17 protein-coding genes and 1 tRNA gene are annotated in these 16,710 nt (G+C 22.7%); 3 read left to right on the top strand and 15 right to left on the bottom strand.

Annotated elements, in window-relative coordinates; translation table 11 throughout:
* Positions 1-34: 34 nt before the first annotated feature.
* From rpsG to fkpA, 6 genes are all read right to left on the bottom strand, one after another.
* On the bottom strand, positions 35-505 hold the full coding sequence (gene rpsG, locus RJX12_RS02125; protein ID WP_343192111.1) for a 30S ribosomal protein S7: 471 nt from the start codon (positions 503-505) through the stop codon (positions 35-37).
* 77 nt (positions 506-582) lie between these two features.
* Entirely contained in the window at positions 583-957 is a 375-nt protein-coding gene (gene rpsL, locus RJX12_RS02130; RefSeq protein ID WP_343192112.1) for a 30S ribosomal protein S12, read from the bottom strand.
* Positions 958-1,092: 135 nt separating this feature from the next.
* Positions 1,093-1,380, bottom strand: a complete 288-nt coding sequence (tusB, locus tag RJX12_RS02135; RefSeq protein ID WP_343192113.1) for a sulfurtransferase complex subunit TusB — start codon at positions 1,378-1,380, stop codon at positions 1,093-1,095.
* Positions 1,381-1,393: 13 nt separating this feature from the next.
* The gene (tusC, locus tag RJX12_RS02140; protein ID WP_343192114.1) at positions 1,394-1,753 is read right to left on the bottom strand and encodes a sulfurtransferase complex subunit TusC; all 360 of its coding nucleotides are present in this window, start codon (positions 1,751-1,753) and stop codon (positions 1,394-1,396) included.
* 9 nt (positions 1,754-1,762) lie between these two features.
* Positions 1,763-2,149, bottom strand: coding sequence for a sulfurtransferase complex subunit TusD (gene tusD, locus RJX12_RS02145; RefSeq protein ID WP_343192115.1), 387 nt, complete (start codon positions 2,147-2,149; stop codon positions 1,763-1,765).
* A gap of 54 nt (positions 2,150-2,203) precedes the next feature.
* The gene (fkpA, locus tag RJX12_RS02150; RefSeq protein ID WP_343192116.1) at positions 2,204-3,013 is read right to left on the bottom strand and encodes an FKBP-type peptidyl-prolyl cis-trans isomerase; all 810 of its coding nucleotides are present in this window, start codon (positions 3,011-3,013) and stop codon (positions 2,204-2,206) included.
* Between the two features lie 1,181 nt (positions 3,014-4,194).
* On the opposite strand from fkpA, the gene tsgA reads away from it, so the two are divergent.
* Positions 4,195-5,373 carry an MFS transporter TsgA gene (gene tsgA / locus RJX12_RS02155; RefSeq protein ID WP_343192117.1) on the top strand — a complete coding sequence of 393 codons (1,179 nt, stop codon included), beginning with the start codon at positions 4,195-4,197 and terminating at the stop codon, positions 5,371-5,373.
* A 49-nt stretch (positions 5,374-5,422) separates the two neighbouring features.
* Here the strand turns inward: tsgA and trpS are convergent, their stop codons facing one another.
* The 4 genes from trpS to aroK form a co-directional block, all read right to left on the bottom strand.
* Positions 5,423-6,430: a tryptophan--tRNA ligase gene (gene trpS / locus RJX12_RS02160; protein ID WP_343192118.1), complete on the bottom strand. Its 1,008-nt coding sequence runs from the start codon at positions 6,428-6,430 to the stop codon at positions 5,423-5,425.
* 32 nt (positions 6,431-6,462) lie between these two features.
* The gene (gene rpe, locus RJX12_RS02165; protein WP_343192119.1) at positions 6,463-7,149 is read right to left on the bottom strand and encodes a ribulose-phosphate 3-epimerase; all 687 of its coding nucleotides are present in this window, start codon (positions 7,147-7,149) and stop codon (positions 6,463-6,465) included.
* A gap of 424 nt (positions 7,150-7,573) precedes the next feature.
* Positions 7,574-8,668 carry a 3-dehydroquinate synthase gene (gene aroB, locus RJX12_RS02170; protein WP_343192120.1) on the bottom strand — a complete coding sequence of 365 codons (1,095 nt, stop codon included), beginning with the start codon at positions 8,666-8,668 and terminating at the stop codon, positions 7,574-7,576.
* A gap of 36 nt (positions 8,669-8,704) precedes the next feature.
* Complete coding sequence (aroK, locus tag RJX12_RS02175) at positions 8,705-9,232, bottom strand: shikimate kinase AroK (RefSeq protein WP_343192121.1); 528 nt, start codon at positions 9,230-9,232, stop codon at positions 8,705-8,707.
* Positions 9,233-9,725: 493 nt separating this feature from the next.
* Between aroK and RJX12_RS02180 the strand changes: the two genes are divergently transcribed.
* Positions 9,726-9,811, top strand: a tRNA-Ser gene (locus tag RJX12_RS02180).
* A 98-nt stretch (positions 9,812-9,909) separates the two neighbouring features.
* On the opposite strand, the gene deoD is transcribed toward RJX12_RS02180, so the two are convergent.
* From deoD to RJX12_RS02200, 4 genes are all read right to left on the bottom strand, one after another.
* The gene (gene deoD / locus RJX12_RS02185; protein ID WP_343192122.1) at positions 9,910-10,617 is read right to left on the bottom strand and encodes a purine-nucleoside phosphorylase; all 708 of its coding nucleotides are present in this window, start codon (positions 10,615-10,617) and stop codon (positions 9,910-9,912) included.
* A 63-nt stretch (positions 10,618-10,680) separates the two neighbouring features.
* The gene (locus RJX12_RS02190) at positions 10,681-11,910 is read right to left on the bottom strand and encodes a phosphopentomutase (RefSeq protein ID WP_343192123.1); all 1,230 of its coding nucleotides are present in this window, start codon (positions 11,908-11,910) and stop codon (positions 10,681-10,683) included.
* A gap of 13 nt (positions 11,911-11,923) precedes the next feature.
* Positions 11,924-13,534, bottom strand: coding sequence for a peptide chain release factor 3 (locus RJX12_RS02195; protein WP_343192124.1), 1,611 nt, complete (start codon positions 13,532-13,534; stop codon positions 11,924-11,926).
* Positions 13,535-14,464: 930 nt separating this feature from the next.
* Positions 14,465-15,040, bottom strand: coding sequence for a NifU family protein (locus tag RJX12_RS02200; protein ID WP_343192125.1), 576 nt, complete (start codon positions 15,038-15,040; stop codon positions 14,465-14,467).
* Between the two features lie 143 nt (positions 15,041-15,183).
* On the opposite strand from RJX12_RS02200, the gene bioH reads away from it, so the two are divergent.
* Positions 15,184-15,960, top strand: coding sequence for a pimeloyl-ACP methyl ester esterase BioH (bioH, locus tag RJX12_RS02205; RefSeq protein WP_343192126.1), 777 nt, complete (start codon positions 15,184-15,186; stop codon positions 15,958-15,960).
* A 63-nt stretch (positions 15,961-16,023) separates the two neighbouring features.
* Here the strand turns inward: bioH and ssb are convergent, their stop codons facing one another.
* Entirely contained in the window at positions 16,024-16,563 is a 540-nt protein-coding gene (gene ssb, locus RJX12_RS02210; RefSeq protein ID WP_343192127.1) for a single-stranded DNA-binding protein, read from the bottom strand.
* Positions 16,564-16,710: the final 147 nt, after the last annotated feature.

Consider the following 16,710-nt stretch of genomic DNA (forward strand, 5'->3'; position numbering starts at 1 on the left):
AATAATAATTATAGAAAATACTGTTATAGTAATTTTACCAACGATAATGAGCAAACGCTTTATTAGCTTCTGCTACCTTATGAACTTCTTCTTTTTTTCTTACTGCATTACCTTTTTTTCCAATGGCATCGTAAAGTTCATTAGCTAACCTAAGAGCCATTGATTTATCTAATCTTTTACGTGCTGATTCTATAATCCAACGCATAGCTAAAGCATTTTTTCTAACAGGACGTACTTCAATAGGTACTTGATAAGTAGAACCGCCAACACGACGAGATTTAACTTCTACACTAGGACAAACATTCTCTAAAGCAAGATTAAAAATTTCAATCTCAGATTTATCCATACGTTTAGACAAAATATTTAATGCTGTATAAACAATAACTTCAGCAATAGATTTTTTTCCATCTACCATTAATATATTAATAAATTTAGCCAACATTTCAGATGAAAATTTTGGTTCTGGTAAAACTTTACGATAACCTATTACTCTACGACGAGGCATAAAATACTCCATTTTTGTAAAAAACTACTAAATAAATAATTAAAATACTAATTCTTATTAATAAAAAGAATAAAAAATTATACTTTAGATTTTTTTACTCCATATTTAGAACGACCTTGTTTTCTATTTTTTACACCAGCGCAATCTAAAGAACCTCTAATAATATGATAACGTACTCCAGGTAAATCTTTTACTCGCCCCCCTCTAATCAGAACTACAGAATGTTCTTGTAAATTATGACCTTCTCCACCAACATACGCTGTCACTTCGAAACCATTAGTTAATCTTACTCTACATACTTTTCTTAAAGCTGAATTTGGTTTTTTTGGCGTAGTAGTATATACACGCATACATACCCCTCTCTTCTGAGGACAACTATTTAATGCTGGTACATTACTTTTAGTCGTTTTAGATACGCGAGGTTTCCGGACCAATTGATTAACTGTGGCCATAAAACATACTCCTATTAAAAATATTATAAATTATTTTTCCAAAAAAAAATAAATTGAATATATGACATGTATAGAATTTCAAGGATAGATTAGATTTAACCATGAAAAAATTACTGACTTGTTATATTAATATTTTTACCAATTCATCTGCTGTTTATTTTTTTCAGTTAAAAATACAAAATATCTATAATTAATTAATTTAAATTCATTTGACACATGCTTAATAAGTCCACGTGCTTCAACATCTTCTTTTAAAACATAAAGATTTACTGATATCTTTAATATTTTTTTTAAAAAAATATTATTTATTGTAGAAATAATAACTCCATCTTGTAATGCCAATAAATCATCTGACTTATTTAATAGATTAAACAATAATTTCATATTACTATGAAAAGGAGAATTCATTAACGTATGTAACATAATTAAAAACTTCTTAAAAATTTATAATACCTTCGCATTGATTAATTTTTTTTTGAAAAGACATAGTATCCAAAATAGATATCTTTAATAAAAAAATATCATAATTTAAAATTCCTCTTTCAATTAAAGAATCATGACAAAAATAAAACTTATTAATTCCATACAGAGGTAAAATGCAAAATGAAGAAGCATAATCTCGAGATAAAATACTTTGAGGTTTTTGATGTTTTACAAACTGAAAGATACCATCTCCGATAAAAAATATAGAAATATCTTGAATCACTGAAGAAGTTGACAAAATAACATCTAAACCTTCTTTTCCAAAAGACGTTCCATGAGCAGCATGAGAAAATATAAAAGCAATCTTTTTCATAAAATTTAATTAAAATTGTATTATTCGATCACACATATAAATAGCTTCAGATAAACCACTTAACCCAATTAATTTAAAACTATTATTCAAATTTCCTACTGGCATACCCAATCTTAAAGCATTTTCATCGCTAATTACACCTCTTCTAGATGCAGCACTTATACAAACATTTAATTTTATCTTAAATTTAATACTAAAATTAGACCAACTTTTTACTAAGTTACATTCATCAATTGCAGGAAAAACCATTCTATTAGCATTTAATACACCAGAAAAATAAAAAAAAACACTATGCAATTTATGTCCACTATGCACTACTTCTTTACAAAATAAAAATGCTGTACTAGAATTTTCCGTTCCATATACAGAACCTGTTACAATAACTAAATAATGCATATATAATATACCAAAAAACTTATAACGTAAAAAAATATATCAAATATATATATTTTATATTGATTTAATATCTAATAATTCTATATCAAATATTAAAGTAGCATTACTAGGAATTCCAGGTGCACCTAAAATACCATAAGCTAATGTAGGAGGTACTATTAATTCAATTTGACCACCTTTTCCTATGTATTGTATACCTTCATTCCATCCTGGTATTACATTATGCAAAGATAACCATATTGGTTGTTTATTAGTATATGAATTGTCAAATTCTACACCATTAATTAATCTACCTTTATAATGTACCAATACTTTATCGTCACACTTTGGTTTATTACCAGTGCCTACTTTATTAATAATATATAATAAACCAGTTTTAGTTTGTTTTACTCCTGGTTTTTTTATTAATTCAGCTCTATATTTTTCTCCTTTTACAGAATTTTCATATGAATTTTGTTTTAATAACATTAATTCCCTTTGTTTTAATTTTTTTTCTAAAACATTAAGTCTATTAGAAATATCTTGATCAGATAATTTTAATGATCCTGAAATTGAATCTTTCATTCCTGACATAAATTCTTCTTTATTTAATAACACTCCTAATTTTTCTTGTACATCAAAGGAATGTTTAATATAACTACCTAATGAAACACCTAATGCATACGATGTTTGTTTATCTTCATGAGTAACTATAAACATATTATTACCATTATTTGATTCTATTTTTTTTGTATCTGTTGGTAAAATATTCGTATGTTCTGCAAATATATTAAACGTAAATAAAGGACAAAAAAATATAATAATAAATCTTACTAAATAAGATATTTTATTGAATAAAAAACGATTTTTTACATGTATATACATATTATTTTAATCCGTTTACAATAGAAAAATATAGTGAACTATTTAATAAAAATAAAATATTTACGATAGTTTTAAAAAATTAATGTAATAATATTTAGATATAAATTATTTTTTAAAATTTTAATTTATATAAATATTTAATATTCTTATTAAAAAATATGATAACTAATTATATACATTACTATAATAATAACGTACGATAATATCGTTAAATTATATAAAAATTATATCAAACTATACACATATACTATTTAAATACATATTCTAAAAAAATAGATTTTAAAAAATTAAAATTTCACAAAACATTCATAAATAAACTAAACATAAAGATAAAATCTCACATTTAAAATAACATAAAAAAAATAATTGAAGCACTACATTATACACTATAAATTTGATTATTATATTAAATGTAAAAAACACTCACTTCTATCATACTTATATGATAACAATATATAGTCTAATATATTCTATATATTTTTTATATAATAAAATATAATTTAATACTATATAATATAATTATTATATAAAAAATAATAAAAATTACAAATTTATAAATTAATAATTATCTCCTTATACAAATAATAAAAAAATATTATAAAATAAATTTACGATAAATATTACTATATTACTGCAGTATAAAACAAATATATTATACTAATAATAAAAAATAATAAACTATAAAATAATAGATATTTTTTATTCATTTTATATAGAATAACATTTACATAATCTATTAACCACAATAATTTATATATTAAATCTGAATAACTCATACATATCATTTACTCAAAACATACAATATTATTATAGAGTTAATCTATAAAAAAATATATATATTTCAATACATATTATCCATTCATATTAAATCATAAAAAGTTTTTATTAAAAAATAATCATGTCAAAATACATATTTTATGACAGGCATATCTTATTATTAAAATAATATTATTTTATTATTTTTACTTTAAAAATCATAATATTATCACTTACAAAATCATATTTTATAGATAAATTCATAAATTACATAAAAAATGTTAAAATTATACTCAATATATTGTCTATGCTTTATTATTATAAACTAAAATAGCAAAATTATATAAAAAATTTATAAATTATACAAAATATGCAATAATGACATTAATCAAAAATCATATTTATATAAAGGACTTATAATTAACATGTTAAAAAAAAATCGTATACGTCTTACTGGTATCAGTTTCTTATCCTATGCTTTAACAGGTGCGTTAATAATAGTAACTGGATTAGTTATGGGAAAAATATCAGAATATTATCATATTTCTCTTTCTAAAACTAGTAATATATTCACTTTTTTAAATGCTGGAATTTTAATATCAATATTTATTAATACCTGGTTAATGAAATTAATAACAATTAAAACACAAATCAATCTAAGTTTCTTATTAGTAATAATGTCTGTTCTCACATTAATATTTACTAATAATTTAATATTATTTTCACTAAGTATATTTTCATTAGGAATGATTAGTGGAATTACAATGTCTATTGGTACATTTTTAATTACTTATTTATACAAAGGAAATAAACGCGCAGCTCTACTATTAATAACAGATTCTTGTTTTAGTATGTCAGGTATGATTTTTCCAATTATCACTTCTACATTATTAAAGAATAATATCCAGTGGTATTGGATTTATGTTATTATTAGTATAATTTATGGAATAATATTTCTATTTACTTTAACTGTACAATTTCCAAATATAAATCTAAAAAATAAAGTTATTAATTATAAAAAAAAAGAAAACAATAAAATTAGCATTGTATTACTTTCATTTGCAGCATTATTTTATATCTTAGGACAATTAGGCTTTATTTTATGGATTCCTGAATTTTCCGTACATATTATCAAAGAAAACATAACTAATACAGGTATTTTAGTAAGTAATTTCTGGATGTCATACATGTTAGGTATGTGGTTTTTTAGCTTTATTTTAAAATTTTTTGATTTACATAAAATGTTAATATCTTTAACTGGCATCTCTTGTCTCTTAATGTATTTATTTATACATAATACTGATTATACTTATTTACAATGGATAATAATTTTATTAGGTTTTTTTTCCAGTGCCATATATACATTAATTATTACATTAGCATCATTACAAACTAACATTCCTTCACCAAAAAATATTAATTTTATTTTAACTTCAGGAACTACAGGTACATTATTAACATTTATAGTCACTAGTCCTATTGTTAAAACATATGGAGTAAAAGGTGCATTAATAACTGCAAACATACTATATATTATGGTTTTTGTATTATGTATTATATTAATTTTTTTTACAAAACATTATAGTAACAACATAAAAAAATAATTTTTTATATTAAAATAAATTCAAATCAATGATTACATCTCAAATTAAATTAATTTAAGTATAATAGTTTATATACTCTTCGTAATGTCTTTTGTGCATATTCTCGAGCTTTTTCAGCTCCTTTAACTACAATGTCTTTTAAATAAACTTCATCTTTACGATATCTACAATAAGACTTTTGAATTTGTTTAATTTTAATAGATAATACATCTGATAATTCATCTTTAAATTTTGAATACATAACATTAGAAAATTCTATTTCTAATTCAGAAATTGACTTACCTGTAATACCAGAAAAAATAGTCATTAAATTAGAAATTCCAGGTTTTTCCAAAACATTATAATAAATTTTTGAGCTATTATTTGAATCTGTTACAGCGCATTTTATTTTATTTTTAATACATTGTATATCTTCCAATAAAAAAATAGTATTTTTTGTATTCACATTAGATTTAGACATTTTTTTATCAGGTTCCAATAAAGACATAATTTTTGAACCACTTTGAGACAATAAAATTTCAGGAATAGTAAATATATTTTTTTTATAAATTTTATTAAAACGCATAGCAATTTTAGAAGCTAATTCCAAATGTTGTTTTTGATCACTACCCACCAATACTTTTTTTGTTTGATACAATAAAATATCAGATGCCATTAAAATAGGATAATTTAATAATCCAATATTAACATTATTATTATGACATTCTTTTGATTTACTCTTAAATTGAGTCATACGCATTAATTCTCCACAATAAGCATAACAATTCAATATCCAATTTAATTGCGCATGTTCATATACATGAGACTGTACAAAAATAATACTTTTTTTTGGATCAACTCCACAAGATAAATATAATGCTAACGTATCAAATATATTAATTTGTAAACTAGAATGATCTCTACATGTTGTTAATGCATGTAAATCAGCAATACAATAAATAGAATTATATTCTTCTTGAATTTTATCCCAATGACATAACGTACCTAAATAGTTTCCAAGTGTTAATTGACCAGTTGGTTGTATGGCACTAAATAAAATCGATTTATTTTTTTTCATAGCAAAATATTTTGTTAAACAATAAACATTAATTAATGAATTAAACCATAATTAACAGACTCTAATACAGTACGAAACTGTTTAATAATCTCTACATAATTACTAGAACCAAAAATTGCTGAACCAATAATAAAAATATCTGCTCCAGCTAATGCAATATTAGCAATATTATCTAACTTTATACCTCCATCTACTGCCAAACAAATATCATATACACTATTATCAATTTTATTTCTAATGTCACGTAACTTATCTAAAGAGGATTCAATAAAAGACTGTCCTCCAAATCCAGGATCAACTGACATTAATAGTATTACATCTAACTTATCCATAACATAATCTAAAAAATTAATAGGAGTAGATGGATTAAAACATAATCCAACTTTACAACCATGTTCTTTAATTAATTCCAATGTTCTATGTAAATGATCTGTAGATTCAGGATGAACTGAAATACAATTTGCTCCAGATTTAGCAAATTGTTGAATTAAATTATCAACAGGTTTGGTCATCAAATGAACATCTATTTGAGAACAAATATTATAATTTCTTAATGATTGTAAAATCATAGATCCCATAGTTAAATTCTGAACAAAATGATTATCCATAACATCAAAATGAATCATATCTGCTCCAGCATCTAATACTTTTTGTGTATCTTCTCCTAACCGAGCAAAATCGGCTGATAAAATAGACGGAGCTATTAAAAACTTTTTCACATTATATCCCATTCAAAATCTACAAACATTACTATATAATATAATAATAAAAAAAAAATACTACATAATAATTACTTAAAACATAAAAATTTTTAAAAATATGCTGTACCATATAACAAAAAATATTAACTATAGATATACAACACTCAAAAAAGATAATAAAATTAATAAAAATAAAACTATAGTTATCATTTTTAAAAAGTAAAACATAAAAATTAAAAACAGAAATAAAAATGCTAATCTTTTAATTTGATAACGCCACATTATAATATAATCACTTATTAAAATATAAATAAAATTTTAAGTTTACTATATATAGTAAATTTATATACTGATAAATATACTTATTGAAAATATATTAATATACATTGTTATTTATATATTTATTCATTAAATACATTATATAATATAGTAATATAATACACTATTCACTATAATTGCACCTATTATTAATTACCCATGATATGACATCTTTTTCAACACCAGTATATATTTTCACTTCTCCTATCCTTATTGGTAAAATCATTCTTATTTTATTAGATATTGATTTCTTATCCCTTTGCATATGAAAAAAATAAGCAGAAAATGGCATATTTTTTGGGCCTTCTATAGGCAAACCTATTTTTTTTATCAATTTAATAATTCTACATGTCTCTTTAACATTAAACTGACCTAATTTTTCAGAGGTACGAGCTGCCATTACAAGACCAACAGCTACCGCTTCACCATGTAACCAATTACCATATCCTACATACGACTCAATAGCATGTCCATAGGTATGTCCAAGATTTAGCACTGCTCGTAAATTTGTATCTTTTTCATCTAATTCAACTAATTTAGATTTTAATAAACAACACTTATATATACAATAATTAATTGCCGATTGATTTAATTCAATTATGTGAAATACATTATTTTCAAGCCAAATAAAAAACTCTTGATCAAAAATAATAGCATATTTTATAACTTCAGCTAGTCCAGAAATTAATTCTCTTTTAGGTAACGTTTGCAAAAATATTGTATCAATAATAACAGAAGATGGTTGCCAAAATGAACCAATCATATTTTTTCCTAGTATATGATTAACAGCAGTTTTTCCTCCTATTGCAGCATCTACTTGAGATAAAAAAGATGTAGGGATTTGAATATATCGAACACCTCTTTGATAAATTGCTGCACTAAAACCAGTTATGTCACCTATTACTCCTCCACCTAATGCAACCAACGTAGTATCTCTATTATGAGTATATTTTAATAAAGATGAGATAATTAATTCAATTGAAGATAAATTTTTATATTGTTCTCCATCTGATAAAATGACCTGATCTAATCTAATTTTAGCATTATTAAAATAAGACACCACTAAATCTTTCCAAATATTTGCTAAAATTTTATTAGTAATTAACATGGCCTGATCACCAGATTTTAAAGGAAAAAAAATATCATCTTGCTTTAATAAATTTGATCCAATAATAATCTTATAACTTTTTTCCCCTAAATTAACTCTCACTATTTCCATCTTTAAATACTCTCCTTTACATATATTGAAATGCAATCAACTGTGTTTTTCTAATAAATTTATAATTCTATTAGCTACGAATTTTGCACTTCTATCTTTTGTATTAACAACAATATCTGCTATTTCATTATATAAATTATCTCTTTCCATAGCTAATTTCTGTAATATTTCTCTTCGAGATGAAATGTCAGTTGTTAACAACGGACGTTTTTTATCATTTTTAGTTCTTAATAATTGTTCATCTATAGTCGTTTTTAAAAATACTACTATACCTCTAGATACAAGTTGCATACGAACTGATTTAGATTTTATAGAACCACCTCCAGTAGCTAAAACAATTCCATTATATTGTGTTAATTCATTAATAATTTTCTTTTCACGTTCTCTAAAACCTTGTTCACCTTCTATATCAAAAACCCAACTTATATCAGCACCAGTACGTTGTTCAATTTCATAATCAGAATCATAAAAATCCATACGTAATTGTTTAGATAACTGACGTCCAATAGTACTTTTCCCAGCACCCATTGGACCAATTAAAAAAATATTTCTTTTTTCTGTCATTTTCTTTAAAAGTAACTATATAGAATGTGTTTAAAATACTCAAGTAAATAAATACAATGGTATAACTATAATTTATATTCCAATTTTTATGCTGAAATAATATTTAAATGAATTATATATATTATCAATTTAAATTAAAAATATATTTATTATAACATTACAAAATATAACATCAATAAAAAATATTATAATATAACTAATACACTTTTATATAATAATTAGTATACCAAATAAACAAAATTTTATTTTATCTAATAATATTATATAATGAAATTATCAATAAATTTTATTTATTATAGACAACTATTTAACATTATTTCATATACAAAAAATACACATTAAATAAATATGAATATTAAATATTAACAAAACTCATTAATTAAAATTTTGATATATTGTCTTATTATAAAAAAAATAAAGATCGTTTTATTATTATATCATGACTTGACCAAAAATTATTTATAAATTATGATTATATTATAATAATCTCAAAGGTGAGGTGTCCGAGAGGATTAAGGAGCACGCCTGGAAAGCGTGTATTACGGAAACGTATCAAGGGTTCGAATCCCTTCCTCACCAAAAAAAATAATACTATACATAATTAATTAATTAATTAAACGATAATCATATATAACAATATTTTTAAAATATAATACAATAAGTACATTAACCATTAATTATAATAAAGTAGATTCTAAAGCAATATTAATCATATTATCTAAAGTAAATTGTCTTTCTTCAGAAGTTAACTTTTCTTCTTTTTTAAAATGATCAGTAACTGTACAAATAGAAACAGATTGTACTTTATATTCAGCTGACAATGCATAAAGTCCAGCTGTTTCCATTTCAATACCAATAATTCCATATTTTTCTATTATATCTAATAATTCTGAATTATATGAATAAAATAAATCAGTTGTAAAAAAATTACCTATAGAAATTTTAATATCTAATCTTTTAGAAACTTTAACTATATTATTTAATAAATTAAAATCCGCAATAGCTGCAAAATCATTATCTCTAAAACGTATTCTATTCGTTTTTGAATCAGTACATGCACCCATTCCAACTACTATATCCGATACATTAATATCTCGTCTTATAGCACCACAAGTACCTATGCGAATAATTTTTTTTACATGATATTCAGTAATTAATTCTTTAATATAAATAGAACACGACGGTATTCCAATACCATGTCCCATAACTGATATTCTATTTTGTTTATATTCTCCTGTAAAACCAAACATAGCTCTTACATTATTAACTTCAACTATATTTGTCAAATATCTATCTGCTATATATTTTGCTCGCATAGGATCACCAGACATAATTACTATATCTGAAAAATCACCATATTTCGCATTGATATGAGGAGTAGTCATACTAATTTTAGATTCCTTGTATAATTTAAATTTTATTAATGAACTAATAATAAAAAAATATAATTACTGTAACATATTTACACCATAAGACATTTTAGACAAATTAAAATAATAAGCTAATGTTTGTCCTATATCTGAAAAAGTTTTTCGATGTCCTAAATATTTTACTGGCATACCTAATTGATAAATTAATATCGGTACATTTTCACGTGTATGATCTGTTCCTTTCCAAGTAGGATCACATCCATGATCAGCAGTTAAAATTAATAAATCTTCTTTTTTGATTAATTTTAAAATATCAAATAAATATTGATCAAATAACTCTAATCCTTTAGCATAACCAAAAACATCACGTCTATGCCCCCAATATGAATCAAAATCAATAAAATTAGTAAAAACAATTGTATTATCTTTAGCTAATGTAATTTGTTTTTTAGTCTCTAAAAATAAATTTTCTAATCCCATAGATTTAATACTTTTAGTAATTCCTGTTCCAGCATAAATATCAGAAATTTTTCCTATACCAATTACTTCACCTTGTTTTTCATTTATTAACTTTTCTAAAACAGTTATAGACTCAGGAGAATTCGAAAAATCACGTCTATTATGTGTGCGTATAAATTTACTAGTTTTAAATCCAAGAAATGGTCTCGAAATTACTCTACCTATTTTATAAATACTATCATTTAAAATATTTCTTATTATATAAGAAATATTATTCAATTTTTGTAAACCAAATATCTCTTCATGACATGCGACCTGGAATACAGAATCTTTTGAAGTATAAAATATAGGTTGACCTGTTTTAATATGCTGCTCACCATATTTATCTAATATCTCTGTTCCAGAAGAATGACAATTACCTAAAGATCCATTAATCTTACAATTAATATAAATATCACTTAATAATTTTTCAGGAAAACTATTTACTCGATTATTAAAATAATCCCAATTAAATAAAACTGGTGCTCCTACTATTTCCCAATGACCAGAAATAGTATCTTTTCCTGAAGAAATTTCACTAGCATAAGCATAACTACCTATAATATTAACGTTATTTACAGAATAACTTAATAACAATTTTTCTAATGAACTATCTATTAATTTACCTAGTCCCAATGACAGTAAATTAGGTATTTTTAATATATTTAATGGATATGTAATATTTTTATTATTATAATAAGAAGTAATTATATGACCAAAAGTATTTGCTCCACTATCACCATATTTATCAGCGTCTCTACTATATCCAATACCAAATGAATCTAATACTAAAATAAATGCACGTTTCATATTTTATCTTACTCTAATGATATTCTCGCTTTTTAGAAAAAATTATTTCTGGATAACGAGCTGATATAATATTTAAATTAACCATACTTGGAGCAAGATAAATTAAATTATTATTACAATCTACAGCCAAATTAGACGAATTATTTAATTTAAATTGTGATATTATATTAATATCTATACAAGAAATCCATCTTACTGTAAAAATATTGACATACTCATAAACAGCTTCTATTTTATATTCCTGATGTAATCTATCTGAGACCACTTCAAATTGTAATTCCCCTATCACACCTAAAATTATATTATTATTCAATAATGGACGAAATATTTGAATCATACCTTCTTCTGATAATTGTGTTAACCCTTTTAATAATTGCTTTTGTTTTAATGGATTTTTTAATCTAATACAACGGAATAATTCAGGTAAAAAATTAGAAATACTTATAAAATTTATTAATTCTCCTTCAGTAAAAGTATCACCTATCCTTATTGTACCATGATTATATATCCCTATAATATCTCCAGGATAAGCATTACTTATTAAAAATCTATCTCTAGCTAAAAAAACTACCGCATCATTTAATATAAAATACTTTCCTGTACGAACATGTCTTAATCGCATACCTTGATAATATTTTCCAGATACTATTCTCATAAAAGCAATTCTATCTCTATGTTTAGAATCCATATTCGCTTGTATTTTAAAAATAAAACCAGAAAAATTATCTTCATTTGGATATACAATTCTACAATTAGTTTTCCGATATGTAGGACATGGCCCCCAATTAATTAAAGCTTGTAAAATATGACGTACGCCAAAACCATTTAAAGCACTACCAAAAAAAACTGGAGTAATAGCACCATTTAAAAAATTAGTATGATTAAATTTTAAACAACACTGATTAATTAACTCTATATCTTCACGTAATGTTTTTACTTCATCTATTCCAATATATTTGTCTAATAAAGAATTATATAAATTTGGTATATTCACTATTTGTGTTTTAACTAAATTATACATAATATGTTTTTTATATATACAAGTAATACCATCTTTTAAATGATATACTCCTTTAAATAATCTACCACAATTTATTGGCCAAGTAATAGGAATACAAGATATTTTTAATTTCTTTTCAACATCATCAAATAACTCTATAGGATTTTTTGAATCTCTATCTAATTTATTAATAAAAGTAATTATTGGAGTATTTCTTAGTCTAGCAATATTTATTAATTTTTTTGTTCTTTCTTCTACTCCTTTAGCGGCATCTATAATCATTAAACAACAATCTACAGCAGTAATAATACGATATGTATCTTCTGAAAAATCTTCATGACCAGGTGTATCTAACAAATTAATCAAAAAACATTTATAATTAAATTGCATTGCAGACCCAGTAATAGAAATTCCTCTCTTCTTTTCAATTTGCATCCAATCAGATGTTATATGTTTACCAGATCCTCTTGCTTTAATAGTACCGGCTGCCCTTATAATATTACTAAATAATAATATTTGTTCAGTAATAGTTGACTTACCTGCATCAGGATGAGAAACAATCGCAAATGTTCTTCTTTTTTTAATTTCTTCAATTAAACTAGAATTTATTTTATTTTTATCCATTATCAATTTAAAAAAATAAATATGAACTATTATTCTACAAATTATAAAATTAATATTTATGATTAAAAAAATATTTTAATATTTTTATTAACATTGTTATATAAATATACAATATATATTATATTACCACATTAAAATATATGAAAAATATATTATTATTTATTTATTTATTAATTTTTTATTCAATACGAAATATACGAAAAATTATTATACATATAATTATAATTTTTTATATATGCATGATATATACAAATAGTTGATAATAAAATCAATAAAAATGATAATCACAAATTCCATAATATATAGTTATACTATTTAAAATATATTTTTTTACATTACAAAACAAGTAAAATATAAAAATAACATCATAATATGTCTTACGAAAAATAAAAATCGTGTTACATTAACATATTTATTCAATATATTTTTTTTAATAAATAAAACTTTTTAAATATTTTTATAAAAATATTATTATTTTTTGTTTACTTTTTTATTTGATCTAATTTAATAAATACATGAAATAAAATAATAAAATATCTAAATAACTAATAATTATACATAAACCTTAATAATCACATTACACTTAAAAATATTTTTATTAGTTTATTAATATTTGATTCCAATAAAATCATTTAATATTCCTAAATATTATATAAGTTTTATTATATATTACTTATTTACAAGTAATATAAAAATAATGTACTTGTTTAAAATAACATATTATATATTATTAAAAAAATAATATTTTATTGTAACTACTTTAAAATAATAATACTATATTTTGTCACTGATTTATTTTAAAAAACTATTACTTCATTTCTTTTAAATATAAAATTATATTTTCAATGAAACTAAAAAATACAATTTATACCAAACAAAAAATAATAATTCAATATATTTTATTACTAAAATTATTTTAATGTAAATTTATTAATAATAAGAATGTTGACCAGATTGATGAACAGTATTATCTATCACACCTTTTACTTCAGGAAAAGCAAGTAATATTTTTTTCTCTATTCCTTCTCTTATAGTGGTACCAACCATAGAACATCCATTACAACCACCACTAAATTGTATTACAATATATCCAATATTTGTAATTTCTACTAAATTTACTTTACCACCATGTTGAGATAAATATGGATTAATATTTTTATTAAAAAATAATTGAATACGTTCATGTAAAGATAATTCATTTTGGTTAGGATGGCGTTTAGCAAACGGAGCAATTAGAGTAATATGAGAGTTAGCACCTTCTATTTTAATATCAATTTTTACATCTTTTAAATAACAAACATCTGATTTATCAATATATACATTAAAATTATTAAATTTAATTTCTACATCATTCTGTTTAATTTCAGTGTTATCATAATATGAAATACCACATTCTGCCATTAACGTACCTGGATTAGTTATAAAAATACGAATATGTGTTTCCGATTTTTGTTTCAATAATAATTTTTCAAAATGTTTTTGTGCAACTTTAGAAATATTAATCATAGAAAATAATCACTATAAAAAAACAACTTATTGTAACAATAATGATTATTATAACTTTAATTATTTATTTTCTCAATAATATTATATTAGAATATACGTCAATAAAAATTAAAAAATAAAAAACATATTAAAAAAAACAGATTATGAATAATTTATACTGGGAAAAAACAGGATTTGGAAATATAGATTTAATTTTGTTACATGGATGGGGATTTAATATTAAAGTATGGAATAATATAATACCATTGATAAATCCTTATTTTACTTTATATTTAGTAGATTTACCTGGATATGGACATAGTAATAATTGTTTAGCAATAAAAATAAACGATATTATTCAAATATTATCTGATTATATGCCAAATAATGCCATTTGGTTAGGATGGTCTTTAGGTGGTTTAATTACAAATTATATAACTATTTATGGCAGCAAAAACATAAAAGCTATAATAAATGTAGCTTCTTCTCCTTGTCTAATAGAAAAACCACAATGGCCTGGCATTAATACTACTAAACTATATAATTTTTATATTGATTTAAGAGACAATTATTCAACAACTATTTCTAGATTTATCGATACACAAACAAATAATATTTATTTTTCTAAACAATATAATTTAAAATTAAAAAAAAATATATTAACCTACCCATATCCAAATTTATTAGCATTAAAAGAAGGTTATAATATAATTAGTCAACTTGATTTACGGAAAGACATGTTAAAAATAAACATACCTATCCTTGGAATATATGGATATCTTGACATTTTAATTCCAAAAAATATAGCAAATATTCTAGATAAAAAATTATTAAATAGTCACTCTATTACACTAAAAAAATCAGCTCATGCACCTTTTATTTCACAACCTAAAAAATTTTGTCAACATTTATTAGAATTCAAAAAAAAATTTTTCAAATAAAATATAAGTACCATTAATTATAAGATATATACTTAAAATATATATTGTTTATTATAATTATATTTAAAAAGGTATGTCATCATCATCAAAATTAACTTGAGATGCTTCTTCATGAATAGATTCATCATTTTTATGAAAAGGTGTTAATATATTATCATTATTTATAACATTATTATTCTTTAATTTATTTTTTTCTAATAAATTATTTTGATTATTTTGAATATCATTATTAGATGTTGTAACATTACTAGTATTTCTATGTCCTAACATATGCATCGTTCCACTAATGTTTACTATTATTTCTGTAGTATATCTATCGATACCATTTTGATCTTTCCATTTTCTCGTTTGTAAACAGCCTTCAATATATACTTGAGCACCTTTTCTTAAATATTCTCTAGCAATTTCTGCTAATTTACCGAATAAAACTACCCGATGCCATTCCGTTTTTTCCTTCATAATCCCAGTATTTTTATCTTTCCATGTTTCTGAAGTTGCTAATGTAATATTAGCTACAGCGCTACCATTTGGCATATAACGAACTTCTGGATCTTGTCCTAAATTACCTACAAGAATAACTTTATTAATTCCTCTACTTGCCATAATATTAATACCTATTTAATAAATGTTCAGAAACAAAATTTTATATCTAAACTACTATTATAAAATATACAATTAATTTACTAATATTAAAAATATATCATCTATAATATATTATATAATTAAATAATTAAAATTAATAACTATATA

Origin of the sequence: Buchnera aphidicola (Formosaphis micheliae), assembly GCF_039403185.1 — a bacterium.
GTDB classification, from domain to species: Bacteria; Pseudomonadota; Gammaproteobacteria; order Enterobacterales; family Enterobacteriaceae; genus Buchnera_C; species Buchnera_C aphidicola_B.